The sequence below is a fragment of the Pedococcus bigeumensis genome (assembly GCF_006438965.1).
In the GTDB taxonomy this organism is placed as follows: domain Bacteria; phylum Actinomycetota; class Actinomycetes; order Actinomycetales; family Dermatophilaceae; genus Pedococcus; species Pedococcus bigeumensis_A.
Genome location: NZ_RCZM01000007.1, coordinates 56,112 through 71,329, shown reverse-complemented (window position 1 = coordinate 71,329; position 15,218 = coordinate 56,112). Strand labels below are relative to the sequence as shown.

General features: G+C 67.9%; 12 protein-coding genes. All 12 read right to left on the bottom strand.

Annotation, left to right across the window (positions count from 1 at the left end):
• Nucleotides 1–31 precede the first annotated feature (31 nt).
• Nucleotides 32–3,508 carry a DNA-directed RNA polymerase subunit beta gene (rpoB, locus tag EAH86_RS18485; protein WP_140743514.1) on the bottom strand — a complete coding sequence of 1,159 codons (3,477 nt, stop codon included), beginning with the start codon at nt 3,506–3,508 and terminating at the stop codon, nt 32–34.
• A 424-nt stretch (nt 3,509–3,932) separates the two neighbouring features.
• On the bottom strand, nt 3,933–4,595 hold the full coding sequence (locus EAH86_RS18480) for a hypothetical protein (protein ID WP_140743512.1): 663 nt from the start codon (nt 4,593–4,595) through the stop codon (nt 3,933–3,935).
• A gap of 7 nt (nt 4,596–4,602) precedes the next feature.
• Nucleotides 4,603–5,205 (bottom strand): hypothetical protein, encoded by a 603-nt coding sequence (locus tag EAH86_RS18475; protein ID WP_140743510.1) that lies wholly within the window; start codon nt 5,203–5,205, stop codon nt 4,603–4,605.
• A complete protein-coding gene (locus EAH86_RS18470) occupies nt 5,202–6,473 on the bottom strand; it encodes an MCE family protein (RefSeq protein WP_140743508.1) in 1,272 nt (423 codons plus the stop codon). Before EAH86_RS18470 ends, EAH86_RS18475 begins: the two co-directional genes overlap by 4 nt.
• Nucleotides 6,470–7,720, bottom strand: coding sequence for an MCE family protein (locus EAH86_RS18465; RefSeq protein ID WP_241668456.1), 1,251 nt, complete (start codon nt 7,718–7,720; stop codon nt 6,470–6,472). Before EAH86_RS18465 ends, EAH86_RS18470 begins: the two co-directional genes overlap by 4 nt.
• Nucleotides 7,717–8,988: an MCE family protein gene (locus EAH86_RS18460; protein WP_140743506.1), complete on the bottom strand. Its 1,272-nt coding sequence runs from the start codon at nt 8,986–8,988 to the stop codon at nt 7,717–7,719. Before EAH86_RS18460 ends, EAH86_RS18465 begins: the two co-directional genes overlap by 4 nt.
• A complete protein-coding gene (locus tag EAH86_RS18455; RefSeq protein ID WP_140743504.1) occupies nt 8,988–9,959 on the bottom strand; it encodes an MCE family protein in 972 nt (323 codons plus the stop codon). Before EAH86_RS18455 ends, EAH86_RS18460 begins: the two co-directional genes overlap by 1 nt.
• Nucleotides 9,956–11,002, bottom strand: coding sequence for an MCE family protein (locus tag EAH86_RS18450; RefSeq protein ID WP_140743502.1), 1,047 nt, complete (start codon nt 11,000–11,002; stop codon nt 9,956–9,958). The genes EAH86_RS18455 and EAH86_RS18450 overlap by 4 nt, the downstream gene beginning before the upstream one ends.
• Complete coding sequence (locus EAH86_RS18445; protein WP_140743500.1) at nt 10,999–12,315, bottom strand: MCE family protein; 1,317 nt, start codon at nt 12,313–12,315, stop codon at nt 10,999–11,001. Before EAH86_RS18445 ends, EAH86_RS18450 begins: the two co-directional genes overlap by 4 nt.
• Nucleotides 12,316–12,318: 3 nt before the next feature.
• A complete protein-coding gene (locus EAH86_RS18440) occupies nt 12,319–13,146 on the bottom strand; it encodes an MlaE family ABC transporter permease (RefSeq protein ID WP_140743498.1) in 828 nt (275 codons plus the stop codon).
• Nucleotides 13,147–13,159: 13 nt separating this feature from the next.
• Nucleotides 13,160–13,930 (bottom strand): MlaE family ABC transporter permease, encoded by a 771-nt coding sequence (locus EAH86_RS18435; RefSeq protein WP_140743496.1) that lies wholly within the window; start codon nt 13,928–13,930, stop codon nt 13,160–13,162.
• Nucleotides 13,931–14,027: 97 nt separating this feature from the next.
• Entirely contained in the window at nt 14,028–14,972 is a 945-nt protein-coding gene (locus tag EAH86_RS18430) for an ABC transporter ATP-binding protein (RefSeq protein ID WP_277752350.1), read from the bottom strand.
• Nucleotides 14,973–15,218: the final 246 nt, after the last annotated feature.

Sequence of the window (15,218 nt, the reverse complement as noted above, 5' to 3'; positions counted from 1 at the left end):
GTCACCGTGACGGTGCCCACGCGGCATACCGTCAGACCTCTTCGACCGAACTGGGCTCGCGCCGGGACAGGTCGATGCCGAGCTCCTCCGCCGCGCGGAAGACGTCCTCGTCGGACTCCTTCAGCTCGATGGACGTGCCCTCGCTGTTCAGCACCTCGACGTTGAGGCACAGCGACTGCATCTCCTTGATGAGCACCTTGAAGGACTCGGGGATGCCGGGCTCCGGGATGTTGTCGCCCTTGACGATCGCCTCGTAGACCTTCACGCGGCCCTGGACGTCGTCGGACTTGATCGTGAGCAGCTCCTGCAGCGCGTAGGCCGCGCCGTAGGCCTCGAGTGCCCACACCTCCATCTCACCGAAGCGCTGGCCACCGAACTGAGCCTTACCACCCAGCGGCTGCTGCGTGATCATGCTGTACGGGCCGGTGCTGCGGGCGTGGATCTTGTCGTCCACGAGGTGGTGCAGCTTGAGGATGTACATGTAGCCCACGGACACCGGCTCGGGGAACGGCTCGCCGGAGCGACCGTCGAAGAGCCGGGACTTGCCGGAGCCGTCGATGAGCCGCACGTCGTCGCGGGTCTTGGTCGTGGAGTCGAGCAGACCCACGATCTCGTCCTCGCGCACACCGTCGAACACCGGCGAGGCGACGCGGGTGCCGGCCGGGGCCGACCGCGCGTCCTCGGGGATGAGCTTGGCCCAGTCCGGGTTGCCCGCGATCTCCCACCCACGGGAGGCGGCCCAGCCGAGGTGCAGCTCGAGGATCTGGCCGACGTTCATACGACCGGGGACACCGAGCGGGTTGAGCACGACATCCACAGGGGTGCCGTCCTCGAGGAACGGCATGTCCTCGACGGGCAGGATCTTGGAGATGACGCCCTTGTTGCCGTGTCGGCCGGCCAGCTTGTCACCATCGGTGATCTTGCGCTTGTTGGCGACGTAGACGCGGACGAGCTGGTTGACGCCCGGGGGCAGGTCATCGCCTTCGTCCTTGTCGAACACCTTGACGCCGATGACCGTGCCGGTCTCGCCGTGGGGCACCTTGAGCGACGTGTCGCGGACCTCGCGAGCCTTCTCACCGAAGATGGCGCGCAGCAGGCGCTCCTCCGGCGTCAGCTCGGTCTCACCCTTGGGCGTGACCTTGCCGACGAGCAGGTCGCCGTCGCGGACCTCGGCGCCGATGCGGATGATGCCGCGCTCGTCGAGGTCGGCCAGGACCTCCTCGGAGACGTTCGGGATGTCCCGGGTGATCTCCTCAGGGCCGAGCTTGGTGTCGCGGGCGTCGACCTCGTGCTCCTCGATGTGGATCGAGGAGAGGACGTCGTCCTGCACCAGACGCTGGCTGAGGATGATCGCGTCCTCGTAGTTGTGGCCCTCCCACGGCATGAACGCCACGAGCAGGTTGCGGCCCAGGGCCATCTCGCCACCGTCGGTCGCGGGACCGTCGGCGATGACGCCGCCGGTCTCGACCCGGTCGCCCTCGTTGACGACGACGACCTGGTTGTAGGACGTGCCCTGGTTGGAGCGCGCGAACTTGGCGATCCGGTAGGTGCGCGTCGAGCCGTCGTCACCGGCAACGGTGACGAGGTCGGCGGACACCTCGGTGACCACACCAGCGGTCTCGGCCCGGACGACGTCGCCCGAGTCGAGGGCGGCGCGGTACTCCATGCCGGTGCCGACCAGCGGCGCCTCGGACTTGACGAGCGGCACCGCCTGGCGCTGCATGTTGGAACCCATGAGCGCACGGTTGGCGTCGTCGTGCTCGAGGAACGGGATCAGCGCGGTCGCGGCCGACACCATCTGGCGCGGTGAGACGTCCATGTAGTCGACGTCGGCACCGGGGATGTAGTCGATCTCGCCACCCTTGGTGCGGACCAGGACGCGGTCCTCGGTGAACAGGCCCTCGGCGTTGATCACGGCGTTGGCCTGCGCGATGACGTGGCGGTCCTCCTCGTCGGCGGACAGGTAGTCGACCTTGTCGGTGACCTTGCCCTTGACGACCTTGCGGTAAGGCGTCTCGATGAAGCCGAACGGGTTGATCCGTCCGTAGGACGCGAGCGAGCCGATCAGGCCGATGTTCGGGCCTTCAGGGGTCTCGATCGGGCACATGCGGCCGTAGTGCGACGGGTGGACGTCACGGACCTCCATGCCGGCGCGGTCACGGGACAGACCACCCGGGCCGAGGGCCGACAGACGCCGCTTGTGCGTCAGGCCCGCGAGCGGGTTGTTCTGGTCCATGAACTGCGACAGCTGCGAGGTCCCGAAGAACTCCTTGATCGACGCCACCACGGGGCGGATGTTGATCAGGGTCTGCGGGGTGATCGCCTCGACGTCCTGCGTGGTCATCCGCTCGCGGACGACGCGCTCCATGCGGGACAGCCCGGTGCGGACCTGGTTCTGGATGAGCTCGCCCACGTTGCGCAGACGACGGTTGCCGAAGTGGTCGATGTCGTCGACCTCGACCGGCACCTCGTCGCCGTTCTTGCCGGCGAGGGTGGACTCGCCGGCGTGCAGCGAGACGATGTACTTGATGGTCGCGACGATGTCGTCGACCGACAGGACCGAGGCGCTGAGCTCGGCGGCGACGCCGAGCTTGCGGTCGATCTTGTAGCGACCGACCTTGGCCAGGTCGTAGCGCTTGGGGTTGAAGTAGAGGTTGTCCAGCAGGGTCTGGGCAGCCTCACGGGTCGGCGGTTCGCCCGGGCGCAGCTTGCGGTAGATGTCGAGCAGCGCGTCGTCCTGGCCGGCCGTGTGGTCCTTCTCCAGGGTGAGGCGCATCGACTCGAACTCGCCGAACTCCTCGAGGATGTCGGCCTCGGACATGCCCAGGGCCTTGAGGAGCACGGTGACCGACTGCTTGCGCTTGCGGTCGACGCGGACGCCGACCATGTCGCGCTTGTCGATCTCGAACTCCAGCCAGGCACCGCGGCTCGGGATGACCTTGGCGGTGTAGATGTCCTTGTCGGACGTCTTGTCGGGCGTGCGCTCGAAGTAGACGCCCGGGCTGCGGACCAGCTGGGAGACGACGACACGCTCGGTGCCGTTGATCACGAAGGTGCCGCGCTCGGTCATGAGCGGGAAGTCACCCATGAAGACCGTCTGGCTCTTGATCTCGCCAGTGGTGGTGTTCATGAACTCCGCGGTGACGAACAGGGGCGCGGAGTAGGTCTGGTCGCGCTCCTTGCAGTCCTCGATGGAGTACTTCACTTCTTCGAAGCGGTGGTCGCGGAACGACAGCGACATGGAGCCGCTGAAGTCCTCGATCGGGGAGATCTCCTCGAAGATCTCCTCCAGACCGGAGCGATCCGGCACGTCCCCACGGCCAGCGGCCTTGGCCTCTGCAACGCGGGCTTGCCAGCGCTCGTTACCGAGCAGCCAGTCGAAGCTTTCCGTTTGCAGCGCCAGGAGGTCGGGGACCTCGAGGGGTTCGCGGATCTTTGCGAACGACAGACGGCCTGAAACCGTCCGTGCGGTGGACACAGTCTGAGTCGCGTTGCGCGAGGCAGCCAAGGAGGGGTCCTTCCACGGGCCTTGTCTTAAATCTGATGGTTCGAAACCGGTGCAGCGCCGACCGCCGGTGCCGACCCCGCAGGAGACTGGGCCACGAATTCGTGCCGCAGGGCACGACGAAGGGCTGAGGTCTGAGGCGGGATCGGAGAAAGAGGGCAGCGCAAAGGAAGAGCATACACGAAAGTGGGCAGCCTCGTCCAACCGTGTCCAGCGGGCTCACGCCACGACCGTCGACGGGGGTCAGGCCCGGGCCACAAGCCGCGGGCTGATCCGACGCAGACGAGAATGACGCGCGAAACCCCCCACGTCAAGACAATCGCCGTGTGTGGCGCCGAAAGACCTACGGCGATGCACCCACAAGGGGGACATCGCCGCAGGTCAGGTGGGGCTGCTGGAGGCAACCGACCCCGAGCAACCAGGCGGTCTAGAAGGCCTCGACCTTGCTGATCAACCAGCGGTCGCCGACCTTGGACATCGTCGCGATGACCCGGTTCTGGTCGACCACGGGGTCCTTCTGGTCGGTGCCGATCCGGGCCTGGTTGACGAAGGCCAGCACCTTGACGGTGGTCGCGGAGGAGCTCATCACGCCGATGTCGGACACCCGAGCCTGCACGACGGTCTGGTTCTTGACCGCGAGCGGCTTGATGTCCTTGTCCATGGCTGCCGTGAACTCGCCCTTGAACGACCCGGTGAGCAGGCCCTCGATCTGGGCTGCCTGGGCGTCGATCGTCTTGTAGTTGTAGCTGAGCATCTGCTCGATCGAGGTGCGGGCCTGGCTGGCCGCCGCCCGGTCGGTGCCGGCCTGGGCCGTGGAGCCGCGCAGGCTGACGCCCACGACGGCGCCCAGGACCGCGAGCACGGCGACGAGCGCGACGAGGGCCGCGCCCCACTGGCGCCGAGCGCCGGCGGTCGGCTCCCCCGACGTCGAGGTATGCCGCGTGGGCAGGCTGGGGAGCCGGAGCCGGCTTCGCAGCGGGCGCGGGCGGTCGACCGGCTCGGTGGCGGGTGCCACGGTCTGGGTGTCGCGGGGCAGGGGGGCGGTGCGGGCCCGTGAGCGCTCACCGGCCACCCTGGGGCGGGACTTCACCTTCGTATCAACCGACGAACTCAAGGTTCTCCACCTTCCACGTGTCGCCGACCATGCGCAGGTCCAGCCGCATCCGGTAGGTCTTGGTCTCACCGTTGGGGACGGCGGTGTTCTTGGTCGGGGCGACCACACCGACCAGCGCGACGGCGGAGTCCTGGTCGCCGGACACGAGGGCGGCCTCGGTGCGCTGCACCGTGGAGACCGTCTGGTTGGCGACGAGCACCTTGGTGAGGTCGGCGGAGGAGGTCGAGTAGCTCTTGAGGAACTCTCCCGTGGCTCCGGCCTTCACCCTGGCGATGTCCGCGTCGACCTTGGTGTAGTCGACGGTGACGAAGTTGATGGCCAGCTGCTTGGCGGCGGCAACGGCAGCGGCGTTGGCCGCCTGGGTCTGCCTCGCGGCATACCAGTCGCGTCCCCGGGTGGCGCCGAGCGCAAGGCTGGCGACAAGGGCGATGGCGACCACGACCCACACCATGGTCGGCGTGATGCGCAGGGCCCTGGCGCGGCCAGGGGTCGGCTGGGGGTCCGTGTCAGCAGCGTGCGGGTCGGGACGCGACTCGCCTTCGTCTGCCTTCACCGTCCGCCCGGCGTCGGTGGTGATGGTGCTCATCGAGCAGCCTCCTTCATGATCCACAACCACGAAGCCTCGCCGCTCGTACCCCCGGCTGGAGGAAGAGGCACAGACACCTGTGGCGTTGTGATGCCCAACGATGCAGCCATGCCCGGGGATACGGGTTGGTCGCCGAATGCGAACGGGACGGTGGAGTTGGTGCCGGACGAAGGCCCGGGCGCGTTCTGGGCACCGCGCACGCTGGTGGTCGAGCCGCGAGGCGCCGTGCACCGGGCCGCGGTGTTGGCCTTGGGGTTGCTGAGCTCGGTGGTGGTCCGCTTCTTGGTGCCCTGGTAGCCCTGGGTGCAGACGGGCGGGTCGTTGGCCAGGGCGAGCCCGAAGTGCGCGCTGCCGTCACCGGGGACGACGGTGAAGCCGCCTGCGACGACGTCGGGGTAGGTCACCAGCAGCTGCTGGATGCCCGCGACCCGTGAGGTCGTCACCTGACCGACGGTGATCAGGTTGGCGATCAGCGCCGCGAGGTTGCCCTGGTTGTCCCTGATCAGGGTCTCGAGCTCCTTGGAGGCGACGACGCCGCGGTCGAGGATCAGGCGCAGGTCGCCGTCCGACGCCTGCAGTGTCTCGGACAGGTCGGCGAAGTTCTTGGCGAAGACCTTGACGTCGCCGGACGTGTCGCGCTGGGTGTCCAGGACGATCCGGCCGTCGTCGATCAGCTTGATCGTCTCGGGCAGCGCGTCGGTCGCCGACTTGGTCAGCGCGTCCCCGCTGTCGATCAGCCGCTGGAGGTCCTGTCCCCCGTCGGCGAAGCCCTTGCCCAGCTCGTCGACGACGACGCGCAGGTCCTCCTTGTCGACCGAGTTGACGGTCTGGTCGAGGTCCAGCAGGAGGGTGTCGACGCGCAACGGGTAGGCCGTGTCCTTGCGCGGGATGGTGTCGCCGTCCTTGAGCGCGGGCCCCTTGTCGGTCCGCGGCTGGAAGTCGAGGTACTGCTCGCCGACCGCCGAACGGTTCTCGACGACGACCTTCGTGTCCTTCGGAATCACTACTCCCCGTTGGATTTTCGCGTCGACGACCACGCCGTCCTTCGACAGCCGCAGGTCGGCGACCCGGCCCACGGTCACGCCGCGGTAGGACACCTCGGACCCGACGAAGATGCCTCCGGACTGCGCGAAGTCGGCGGCGACGTGGTACTGCCCGCCGGCCACCCGGTCGTACAGACCGACGTAGCGGGCCGACAGGACCGAGACCGTCACCAAGGTGATGAGCAGGAACGCGAGGAGCTGGATCTTGACCGAGCGGCGGATCATGCGGCACCCCCGTAGAGGGAGCGCCAGGAGTCGTCGGAACCCGACGAGCCGGACTGCTTGGCCGGCGCGAGGCAGACCGGCGGGCAGAGAGGCCCGGGCGTGGTGCTGCCAGGGGTGACGGGAAGGTGCGGGATCGAGGGACTAGGCAGCGGCAGGGTCGGGATCGGCAGACCGGTCGGCCGGCCCGTGGGCAGACCGCCACCGCCCGGAGGCGTGGTCGGGACGCCGAGGTTGCCGGCGAGGTGCTCGAAGTTGAGGTCCATGTCGATCGACATGTTGGTGTAGTCGCCCTTCATGGCACCGGTCGTGGCGTCGGAGAAGGGGTAGGTGAGCAGCAGCTGCAGCGATTTCGGCAGGTCGTCGCCGGCCTTGGTCAGCTGGCCCAGGATGGGGGCGAGCGCCTTGAGGTTGGCCGCGGTGTCGGCCTTGCTCTGCTGGATCACCTGGGTGCCGACCGCGCCCAACCGACTGAGCGCCTGGAGCATCTGCACCAGCTGCTGGCGCTGGTCGGCCAGGACCTTGAGCCCCCCCGGGAGCGCCTCGAGCGCCTTGGCGATGTCGTCCTTCTGGGCCGCGAGCTTGCCCGCGAGCTTGTCGATGTTGTCGATGGCGCGGACGATCTCGGACTTCTGGGCGTCCAGCCCGCCGATGAAGGTGTCGAGCTGCTTGATGAGGTCTTTGATCTGGGCCTGGTTGCCGCCCACTGCGTTGTTGAGCTCGGTCTCGATGATCTTGAGCTGGGCCACGCCGCCACCGTTGAGCAGCAGCGACAGCGCGCTGAGCACCTCCTCGACCTCCGGGTTGCGGCCGGTGCGGGCGAGGGGGATGTTGTCGCCGTCGCTGAGCCGGCCCTCGGGCGTGGCTCCGGTCGGGGCGGCGAGCTCGACGTACTTCTCCCCCAGCAGGGAGGTCTGCTTCAGCTCGGCCACCGCGTTGTCGGGCAGCTTGACGTTCTTGGGCAGCCGCAGCGTGACGCGGGCCGTCCAGCCGTTGAGCTCGATCTTCTCGACCGAGCCGACCGTCACCTGGTCGACCTTGACCGACGACTGCGGGACCAGGTCAAGCACGTCCGCGAACTCGGCGGTCACCCGGAAGATGTCACCGCGGTTGGCGGCACCACCGGGCAGTGGGAGGTCGAAGGCGCCCTGGCAGCCTGACACCCCCATCAGCACAGCGCCGACGGCGACGCTGGCGATCACGTGGTGGGCACGCGGCATACGGGGGCGGCGGAGTGTGTCGGTGTTCATCGGGTGCCTCCCAGGAGGCCGCCCAGGGTCGGGTCGGCGCCGCGCATGCGCACCGTCCCCGTCTGGTCTGCGGTGGCGGTGGACGGCGCGGGTGAGGTGGACGACATGGACAGTTGCGACTGCGGCAGCGCGGAGAGGATGTCGATGGGCACCTTGACCCCGAGCTTCCCGAGCTGGTCGATCAGGTCCTTGATCGGCTTGAGCGCGCCCTTGACGGTGTTGCACAGCGAGGCCGGCTGACCGCCTTCGACGATCAGGTTGCACAGCAGGTTCTGGAGCGTGAGGTTCTCGTTGATGTTGGCGCGGGTGTCCAGCGTGCCGGTGTCGGGGTTGTAGGCGTTCTGCAGGTTGCTGACCGCCACGGGGGCGTTGGTCAGGGTCTCTGCGAGGGCGTCGCGCTGCTCCGCGACGGTACCGGTGACCGACGCGAGCTGCTTGAGGTTGGTGGTGAGGCCGGCCCGGTTGTCGTGGACGAACGAGCTCACCTCGCTCAACGCCACGGCGAGGTTCTTCAGGGCCGCCGCGAGGTCGTCACGCTCCCCGTCGAGCTGGACCGAGACGCTGGCGAGGTCGCCGTTGAGGCGGCGCACCTGGCTGTCGTTCGTCGCGAGCATGGTGGTGAAGGCCTGGAGGTTCTTGACGGTGCCGAACAGGTCGTTGCGGCCACCGGAGAGGGTTTCGAGCGCCATGCTCAGGTCGCGGTTGGTGTCGTGCAGCTTCTGGCCCTGCCCGCCGAGGTTCTTGGCCCCGGTGTCGAGCACGTCGGCGAAGGCACCCTTCTTGTTGGCGCCGGTGGGGCCGAGCGCCACGAGGAGGTCGTCCAGGCTGGAGGAGATGCGGTCCAGCTCGACCGGGACCGCCGTGCGGTCCAGCCCGATCTGCGCGTTGTCCTTCATGACCGGACCAGCGGTGTATGCCGGGAGGAGCTGGACGTAGCGGTCGCTCACCAACGAGGGGGCCACCACGGCCGCCTGGGCGTTCGCGGGCACCTTGTACTTGCGGTCGAACTCGAACTTCACCTCGACCTTGTCGCCCTTCGGCGTCACGTCGGTGACCTTGCCGACCGCGACGCCGAGGATGCGCACGTCGGAGCCGGGGAACAGGCCCACCGCGCGGCTGAAGTCACCCGTGACGTGGATGTTGTCGTGGCGCGGCCAGAACGCGTAGGCACCGGCGACGAGGGCAACCACGACCAGTGCCGAGACGATCTTGGGGATCAGTCCGAGCCTGGGGGTGGAGGGCAGCCGCAGGGCGGACAGGCGCTTCATCACTTACCTCCCGCGGCAACAGGAGTCGTGAGGTTCGCGATGTAGGTGTCGAACCAGCGGCCGTTGCCGAGCACGTTGGCGAACAGCCGCGTGAACGGCCCCATGGCGGCGATCGTGTCGCCGAGGTCCTTCTCGTGCTTCTGCAGCACCGCGAGCACCTTGGTCAGCTGGTCGAGGGCCGGCTTGAGCTCGGCGCGGTTGTCCCGCACCAGACCGGTGATCTGCTGGGCCATCGCCGAGGTGTTGGTGAAGAGGGTGTGGATGGCGTCGCGGCGGGCGTTGAGCTCGACGAGGAGCAGGTCGGCGTTCTTGATGATCGACTCCACGGCCTTGTTGCGCTCGGCGATCGTGCCCGAGACGCTGTTGGCCGAGGCCAGCAGCCGCTTGAGCTCGCCGTCCCGCGACGCGATGGTGTTGGACAGCCTGCTCAGGCCGTCCAGCGCCGCCTTGACGTCCGGCGGGCTGTCCTTGAACTCGGTCGCGAGCGTGGTCAGGGACTTGGCGAGCTCGTCGGTGTTGATCTGCTCGGACGTGGTGGCCAGGTCGGTGAAGGCGTTCACGATGTCGTAGGACGAGACGGTCCGCTCCAGCGGGATCTCGCTGCCCTCCTTGAGCTGGCCGCCACCGGCCGGCTCGAGCGCGAGGAACTTCGACCCCAGCAGGGTCTTCATCCGCACGCTCGCACCGGTCCGGGTGCCGAACGCTGCCGGTTCAGTGACCTTGAAGTCGACCATGACGCGGTTGCCGGCGAGGTCGACCTTGGTCACCTTGCCGACCTTGACGCCGGCGATGCGCACGTCGTCGCCCTTGATCAGGCCGCCGGCCTCGCTGAAGGCCGCGCGGTAGTGGTCGCCCCCGCCGATCAGCGGGATGCTCTGGACGTTGAAGGCGAGGAACAGCACCAGCGCTATGGACAGTAGGCCGATGGCCCCGATCGGGACGGGGTTGCGCTCGCGGAAGGGGATGCTCATGAGCACCTCGCCCCGGAGGTCCCGGCCGGCTTGTCGACCGGGATCTTGATGGCCGGTGCGCCCTTGACCGGCGCCGGCAAGACGATCGTGCCGCTGAAGTCGCACATGTAGAAGTTGAACCAGGACCCGTAGGTGGCCGTACGCGTGATGGTGTTGATCTTCCCGGGCGAGTTGGACAGGAACTTCTCGAAGGTGGCGGTGTTCGAGGGCTTGTTGAGGTTCGTCGCGAGCCCGCGGAGGTTGCTGATGTCCGCCTTGATGGAGGGCCGGGTGACCTTGAGCAGGTCGGCTGTCTCCGCCGTCAGGGAGTTGATGTTGGTCAGCGAGGCACCGATGGTGGTGCGGTCTGCCGCCAGCCCGGAGATGAACCGCTGCAGCTGGTCGATGAGCTGCTTGAGCGCCGCATCGTGGGCGTCCACGGTGCCGAGCACGGTGTTGAGGTTGGAGATGGTGCGGCCGATGACCTCGTCGCGGTCCGCGAGGGTCGAGGTCAGCGAGGCCGTCTTGGAGAGCAGCGAGTTGATGTTGCCGCCCTCGCCCTGCAGGACGCTGATGATGTTGGTGGACAGCTCGTTGACGTCCTTGGGCGAGAGCGCCGCGAACAACGGCTTGAAACCGTTGAACAGCACCGTCAGGTCGAGCGCGGACTGGGTGTGGTCCAGCCCGATGGTGGCGCCGTCCTTGAGGGGCGCGGCACTGCCGACGTCCTGGGTGAGGGCGATGTAGCGCTCACCGATGAGGTTGCGGTACTTGATGGTCGCCTTGGTGCCCTGGGTGAGGACGCTGGTCTTCAGGACGTTGAACTCGACGTCGGCGTGCACGCGGTCGGTGGCGACCTTGATCGACTTCACCTCACCGACGCGGACTCCGGCGATCCGGACCTCCTGCCCCGGCGCGAGCCCGGTGACGTCCTTGAAGGTGCCCCGATAGGTCGCCTTGTCGCCGAACTGGGTGTTGGAGATGGTGGCTGCGAGGGTGCCGGTCGCGAGGATGGTGGCGACCACGAAGATGAGGAACTTGACCAGGCTCGATCGAGTGCTCACTGGTTCACCACCGTTCCACGCAGCATGGGGCCCGCGAGGAGCGTCGTGATGGCGGACGGGTGACCGTCACGGGACAGCAGGGCGGCCACGACGGCCTGCTCCTGCTCGGTGCCGGCGAGGCCGGAGTCGGCCTCGGCGATGCCCTGACCCGAGGTGCCGGCGAACATCGACGGCAGCGCGCTGCCTGCCGAGGCCGAACCGGAGTGGTTGGTGCCGTCGTTGAAGGCATTGCCCTCCCACGGGTTCTTCTGCGTGCCCACCTTGCCGGGCAGTCCCTGGCAGCTGGGCCCGCGGGTCTCGCCCCACCGGGGCTCCTCGCCCGGCTGGTAGCCCGGACGCTGCTGGGTGACCTCGAGCGTGATGTGGAAGGTCTTGTCCCGCCAGGCCTCGTCGATCCGCGGGATCCAGTTGGTCATGGCAGTGGCGATGCAGGGGTACTGCGGTGAGTACTTGGCCAGCACCTCGACCGTCGGCCGCTGCACCCGACCCACCTGGATGATCCGCTGGCCGTTGGCGTCCAGGAAGTCCGCCGTGGTGTTCGCGAACCCGGCGGTCCCTGCCAGGAACCCCGCGAGCTGGTCCTTCTTCGCCACGATCGTCGTGCTCGTGGTGATCAGCGCCTTCGCCGCACGCACGAGATCAGGTGCGGCCACGGCATACGTGGACGCCAGGTCGGCCAACCCACTGATGTCGGCCTTGATCACCGGCAGCTTGGGGTTGATGGCCTTGAAGTAGTCGTCGACCAGGACGAGGTTCTGGCCCAGCTTGGTCCCGCGACCCTCCAGCGCCGACGCGAGCGCGTTCAGCGTCATGGCCAGCTTCTCCGGCTGCACCGTGCGCAGCAGCGGCAACAGGTCCTCGAACACGCGCTCCAGCTCGATCGCCACCGTGGTGCGATCCTGACCGATGGTGTCGCCCTTGGCGATGTGCCGCCCGACGTCACCGGTCGTCGGCGTCACCAGGTCGACGTACCGCTCACCGAACAACGTCTTGGGCAGCAGCCGAGCCGACACGTTGGCCGGGATCAGGCCCACCATCTCCGGCTTCAGGGCCAGCTTGAGGGTGGCGCCGTTGCCGGTCGTCTCGATCGAGCGCACCTCCCCCACGATCAACCCACGGATCTTCACGTCGGACGCGGTCTGCAGCTGCGAGCCGATCCGGTCGGTCTTGAGGTTGACCATCACCACGGGGGTGAACCGCTTCTGGAAGGAGGCCACGGACAGCCCGATGAGCAGGCCCACGATCACGATGAAACCGACGCCGTAGGCACGGTTGCCCAGGCGCGACATGAAGCCGCTCGATGACTCAGCCATGCGCTAGCCCGCGATCCGTACGGTCGTCGTGGCGCCCCACACGGCCAGGGAGAAGAAGAAGTCCACGATGTTGATGGCGACGATCGAGGTCCGGACCGCCTTACCCACCGCGACACCCACCCCGGCGGGGCCGCCGGAGGCGTTGTAGCCGTAGTAGCAGTGGATCAGGATGATCACGACCGCGAACACCATCACCTTGAGGAACGAGAACAGCACGTCGATCGGCGGCAGGAACAGGTGGAAGTAGTGGTCGTAGGTGCCGGCCGACTGCCCGAAGTACTGCACGACGATGAACCGGGTGGCGCCGTAGGACGACAGCAGCCCGAGGACGTAGAGCGGAACGACGGCCACGAAGCCCGCGATCATCCGGGTGGTCACGAGGAACGGCAGCGACGGGATGCCCATGACCTCCAGCGCGTCGACCTCCTCGGAGATCCGCATGGCTCCCAGCTGGGCCGTGAAGCCGCAACCCACCGTGGCGGCGAGCGCCAGCCCCGCGACGAGGGGCGCGATCTCACGGGTGTTGAGGTAGGCCGAGACGAAGCCGGTGAGGGCGCCGGTGCCGAGCTGGTTGAGCGAGGAGTAGCCCTGCAGGCCGACCTGGCTGCCGGTGAAGAAGGCGAGGAAGGCGATCACCCCGACGGTGCCCGCGATGACGGCGAGGGCGCCCGAGCCGAGCGAGACCTCCGCGAGCAGGCGCAGGATCTCCTTCTTGTACCGGCGCAGGGTGCGCGGGCTCCAGGCGAGCGAGCGGACGTAGAACCGCATCTGCTCGCCGAGGCTGTCGAGCGCCTCCACGGGGCGGCCGGCGAGGTCGAGGACCTTGTTCATCTCTGCACCTCCTTCAGATCTTCTGGGGGACGACTTGGAAGTAGACGGCGCTGGCCACGAAGTTCACGACGAACAGGAACATGAAGGTGATGACCACGCTCTGGTTCACGGCGTCGCCGACGCCCTTGGGACCGCCACCAGCGGTGAGGCCCTTGTAGGACGCGACGACGGCGGCGATGAAGCCGAAGATGACCGCCTTGATCTCGCTGGTCCACAGGTCGGCCAGCTGGGCCAGCGCGGTGAACGACGCGATGTAGGCGCCCGGTGTGCCGCCCTGGATGATCACGTTGAAGAAGTAGCCACCGGCCACGCCGACGACCGACACCAGGCCGTTGAGCAGCAGCGAGACGACCATGGCCGCGAGCACGCGAGGCACGACGAGGCGCTGGATGGGACTGATCCCGAGCACCTCCATGGCGTCGATCTCCTCGCGGATCTTGCGGGAGCCCAGGTCAGCGCAGATCGCCGAGCCGCCGGCGCCGGCGATGAGCAGCGCGGTGACGATGGGCGAGGCTTCGCGGATGACGGCGAGGACCGAGGCGGCGCCGGTGAACGACTGGGCGCCGAGCTGGCGGGTGAGGGTGCCGAGCTGGAGGGCGATGACGGCGCCGAACGGGATGGAGACCAGCGCGGTCGGGACGATCGTCACCGAGGCGATGAACCAGCACTGCTGGATGAACTCCTTGGTCTGGAACGGTCGCCTGGGCAGGGACCGCACGACGTCCAGGACGAGCGCGAAGAGCGACCCGCTCTGGCGCAGCGCACCGATGGCTGGATTGCTCATGCGACGACATCCTCGGGTCCCACGGTCCGCGTGGGCGGACACGAGCGACGAAGCAGCGAGGCCCGGAAGGTCGAGGAGCGTGAGCCGAAGTTCTGTCTCATGCGACCGGCGCCTCGGCAGTCGGGGTGGGCTCGGAGTGGCGGACACCGGGCACGCCGGCGTTCTGCGACTGGAACGAGCCGGGAGGCGGGGTGATGCCGTTCGCGCGGCACCAGTCCCCCGCCGGGCGCTCACCGCGGCGCGGGGTGCCGTCACTGGTGCTGAGCTGGAGCGGGATGGGCGGCAGGGGCGGCAGCTCCTGGCCCTCCTCGGAGGCGAGCTCGTCCGCGTCCTTCTCCTCGGACATGCCGATCGGACCGATGGTCTGGGCGTTCAGGAACTGCCGGACGACCGGCTCCTCGGAGCTGAGCAGCATCTCGCGCGGCCCGAACATGGCGAGGTGCCGGTGGTAGAGCAGCCCGATGTTGTCGGGCACCGTCCGCGTCGAGTTGATGTCGTGCGTGACGATGAGGAACGTCGCGTCGATCTGCGCATTCAGGTCGATGAAGAGCTGGTTGATGTAGGACGTGCGGACCGGGTCGAGACCGGAGTCCGGCTCGTCGATCAGCAGGATCTCGGGGTCGAGCACGAGCGCGCGGGCCAGACCGGCGCGCTTGCGCATCCCGCCGGAGATCTCACCGGGCAGCTTGGACTCGGCGCCGGTCAGGCCGACGAGGTCCATCTTCTCCAGCACGATCTTGCGGATGTCCGACTCGGACTTCTTGGTGTGCTCGCGCAGCGGGAAGGCGACGTTGTCGTAGAGGTTCATCGAGCCGAACAGGGCGCCGTCCTGGAACAGCACCCCGAACAGCTTGCGCACCTCGTACAGGTCACGCTCGCGCATCTGGGTCAGGTCGCGGTCCTGGATCCAGATCGCTCCCGCGTCGGGCTTGAGCAGGCCGACGAGGGTCTTGAGGAAGACCGACTTGCCGGTACCCGACGGCCCGAGCATCACCGAGATCTCGCCAGCGGGAAGGGTCAGCGAGACGTCGTTCCAGATCACCTGCGATCCGAATCGCTTGGTCAGACCTTCGACCCTGATCTCAACGCCCACAGCTCACCTCGTCGTGAATGTCCACGCCCGCCGTTCATGGCAGGCCCCGGTACGCATGGCTCAACGAGGCCGAGAGCGCCAAGTTACGGGAGGGTAGGCCCCGTGGGCCGGAGCCACGCGGCATACCGGAAGTTCCGGGCACGCGAAAGCGGGCCCGACCAGTTAGTCGGACCCGCTCTGCGCAGTGCGTCGCTT

Bases quoted from the DNA above. Each gene is read 5' to 3' on its own strand.
- EAH86_RS18475 (WP_140743510.1), bottom strand. From the start codon at position 5,205: ATGAGCACCATCACCACCGACGCCGGGCGGACGGTGAAGGCAGACGAA.
- EAH86_RS18470 (WP_140743508.1), bottom strand. From the start codon at position 6,473: ATGATCCGCCGCTCGGTCAAGATCCAGCTCCTCGCGTTCCTGCTCATC.
- EAH86_RS18465 (WP_241668456.1), bottom strand. From the start codon at position 7,720: ATGAACACCGACACACTCCGCCGCCCCCGTATGCCGCGTGCCCACCAC.
- EAH86_RS18460 (WP_140743506.1), bottom strand. From the start codon at position 8,988: ATGAAGCGCCTGTCCGCCCTGCGGCTGCCCTCCACCCCCAGGCTCGGA.
- EAH86_RS18455 (WP_140743504.1), bottom strand. From the start codon at position 9,959: ATGAGCATCCCCTTCCGCGAGCGCAACCCCGTCCCGATCGGGGCCATC.
- EAH86_RS18445 (WP_140743500.1), bottom strand. From the start codon at position 12,315: ATGGCTGAGTCATCGAGCGGCTTCATGTCGCGCCTGGGCAACCGTGCC.
- EAH86_RS18440 (WP_140743498.1), bottom strand. From the start codon at position 13,146: ATGAACAAGGTCCTCGACCTCGCCGGCCGCCCCGTGGAGGCGCTCGAC.
- EAH86_RS18435 (WP_140743496.1), bottom strand. From the start codon at position 13,930: ATGAGCAATCCAGCCATCGGTGCGCTGCGCCAGAGCGGGTCGCTCTTC.